The organism is Ilyobacter sp. (assembly GCF_041583315.1).
Classification (GTDB): Bacteria; Fusobacteriota; Fusobacteriia; order Fusobacteriales; family Fusobacteriaceae; genus Ilyobacter.
The window spans coordinates 1-2,568 of record NZ_JBFHGC010000421.1 but is presented as its reverse complement, the minus strand read 5'-3'; the positions used below and the strand labels follow the sequence as shown (position 1 = coordinate 2,568).

Below are 2,568 nucleotides of genomic sequence, written 5' to 3'. Positions count from 1 at the left end.
CCTGGACTCCGTCCCCGTCTTCATCTTTAGCAATTTCCAGTTTTTCGAGCCTGTACCCACCCACCGTAATTGCTTCAGGAGCCTCCTTGTCCCATTTCTCATTATATATCCATAGCCTATTTACTTTCGACTCATCTTCCTGCCAGCTTCTATAGGCCAAAATAGGATTAGTAAATTTTTTGTTAAAAGTATCCCTTACAATATAAGGTTTCTTATCATCTCCAAGATTATGATCCCAGCTGGATGCAAAATAATTGATATAGCTGCTCAGCCTTATACCTATATAATAATACCCACTTGGAGGTGTGGTATTATTTGGTGCATAATTCAGAGTGTCTATAAGACTTAGAGGCATTGTACTTATGGCAGGATAGCTATCCACACCACTGTCAATATCCGGATGTTTATAAGTCCCTGCAGTTTCATAGACTTTTCCTTTCCTCACAAACTGCTCAGATATATATGCATCATAATATGCCAGCGTGGAGCCCATATCCAAATTATTAGATACATTCTCTCCTACCACCTTTAGATAAGCTCTCTCACCCTTTTTACCCCCCAGATAGAATACAGCCAGAGCTATCGCGGTAAAAAAGGATAAAAGCAGTACTGCCAAAACTATTGCCGAACCTTTTTTCTTCATAGCCCCCTCCTAAAAATTATTTGACATATCCAGGTTTATCCTGGTTACTGCCGAATCTCTTATTTTATCCAGAATATTTCTTTTCCCCTCTATACTTTCCCCGGTCATCCTGTCTATATCCAAGTCCAGATATATAAGCACCACACCCTTCTTATACTGAAAGTATTTTTCACTTGTATCTATAGCATCTATATACTCTATAAGTACTGTTTTGGTTTCCTTTTCTGATGATATGGATGAGTCTTCTCCGGGATTGGTGATATACACCAGGCTCCTATCATTAATACCGTCTCCGTCACTGTCAGTAGTTTTGTCCTCTATAATTCTAAAGGCTATATAGTTTTTATCAGGGTCATTGTCATCATTTGGCACAAGAAGTCTGAGCTCTGATATTATATTGTCGTATATTCCTGTATAAGCAGTCAAAACCTCCACAGCTTTTACAGAGTCACCTGCACTATCCACATAATCATCGTCCACTCTCGATGCCTTTACCTTACGCTTTATTATCTCCAAAGTCTTTCCAAACTCGTAGTCTATCCTGTTCTGAAGATTGATCCTGTCATAAACCAGGCTGTAGTTCTTTACCATAGGGGACATCATGAGCATGACTATTGCCAGTATGGCTACAGCCACTACACTCTCTATTACACTTAAGCCTTTTCTCAATAGGATCACCTCCATTCCTCTATAGGAGAGATTACAAACTGCGTTTCCACATTCTTATCGAAAACCCCGTCTGTATTTTGGGTATATTCAAAAACAATTTTTCCCAGTATAAACTTATCCCGGGTTAAACTGTCGCTTCCTCCTGATTCATCTGTATTTATCCCCCCTGTACCAAAGAGTACGTTAGAACCATCTTTTCCTGTGATGGGATTTTCATACTTATCCTCTTTTTCCCATCCGGTTTCAGGATCATTATCTCCGGTACTGCTTTTCAATCTCATGAGCTCCACATCTACCAAAGACATGTAAACAGTAAACTGAGCTTTACCGTCATCCATCCTGAGACCTCTGCTGTTTAAAAGGAATATATTATCGCTGACTGTAGGAGCAGTAATATCATAAAAATCTTTTTCAAATTCATAATCTTCTGTGATAAAGGCGCTATTGTCACTTCTCAATTTAAGTTCATATGTTTTTCCGAAAATGTCGCCTGTTTGTTTTTCTATTAGTTCTTTCACTTCATCATATCCCCTGCTCTTTATATAGTCCACCACTGTACCTGAAAGCCTGGCAGCCTCCTCTTTAGACCCTGCTATCCTTTCTCCCCTAAGGGATGTAAAAGTAAAACCTATTATGGGAAATATCCCAAAGAGAAATATTGCCATTGCTATAAGAACCTCTATAACAGAATAACCTCTCTTCTTCATATATTCACTCACCCCTCGAAATTGTGCTTAAGTATCTTCTACCAAAGCTTTGATATTTTCCTTCAAAAAATAAAAAAATGCACCTCTATAAAAATAGAAGTGCACTTATATATCCTCCCAGAGCTATAAACGGACCGAAGGGTACCTCCCCTTCCCTGCCTTTTTTCTTGGTAACCAGGAGATAGATTCCGTATACCGCACCTGCCACAAATGATGTAGTGACAAAAAGGTGCATCCTGTAAAACCCGAAATACCCCACAAGAGAACCGATTCCTGCAGCAAGTTTTACGTCTCCGAAGCCTAAGACCTCTTTTTTAAATATCCTCTCTCCGTAGCCGTATATCATCACAAACAAAAATCCGTAGGCTGCCGATCCCATGAAGGATCTCTCTATCCCCACACCGTTGAAAAATGAGAATCCGTATCCCAGGACCAGAAGACCCAGGGTGAACCTGTCCGGGATATAATACTGCTCCCAGTCTATCCCTGATGCGATGATGAGTATAGAGGCTGCTATGATGAGTTCCGCCGTCCATATACTCATTCCGT

4 protein-coding genes are annotated in these 2,568 nt (G+C 40.1%); all 4 read right to left on the bottom strand.

Annotated elements, in window-relative coordinates; genetic code table 11:
- Positions 1-643: hypothetical protein (locus ABZA26_RS12370; protein WP_372714821.1), on the bottom strand; the 643-nt coding region annotated here is incomplete at its 3' end.
- Positions 644-652: 9 nt separating this feature from the next.
- Positions 653-1,312: a hypothetical protein gene (locus ABZA26_RS12365; protein ID WP_372714820.1), complete on the bottom strand. Its 660-nt coding sequence runs from the start codon at positions 1,310-1,312 to the stop codon at positions 653-655.
- A gap of 5 nt (positions 1,313-1,317) precedes the next feature.
- Positions 1,318-2,019 carry a prepilin-type N-terminal cleavage/methylation domain-containing protein gene (locus ABZA26_RS12360; RefSeq protein WP_372714819.1) on the bottom strand — a complete coding sequence of 234 codons (702 nt, stop codon included), beginning with the start codon at positions 2,017-2,019 and terminating at the stop codon, positions 1,318-1,320.
- A gap of 85 nt (positions 2,020-2,104) precedes the next feature.
- Positions 2,105-2,568 (bottom strand): A24 family peptidase (locus ABZA26_RS12355; protein ID WP_372714818.1); only part of this gene is annotated, 464 nt, incomplete at its 5' end.

Bases quoted from the DNA above. Each gene is read 5' to 3' on its own strand.
- ABZA26_RS12360 (WP_372714819.1), bottom strand. From the start codon at position 2,019: ATGAAGAAGAGAGGTTATTCTGTTATAGAGGTTCTTATAGCAATGGCA.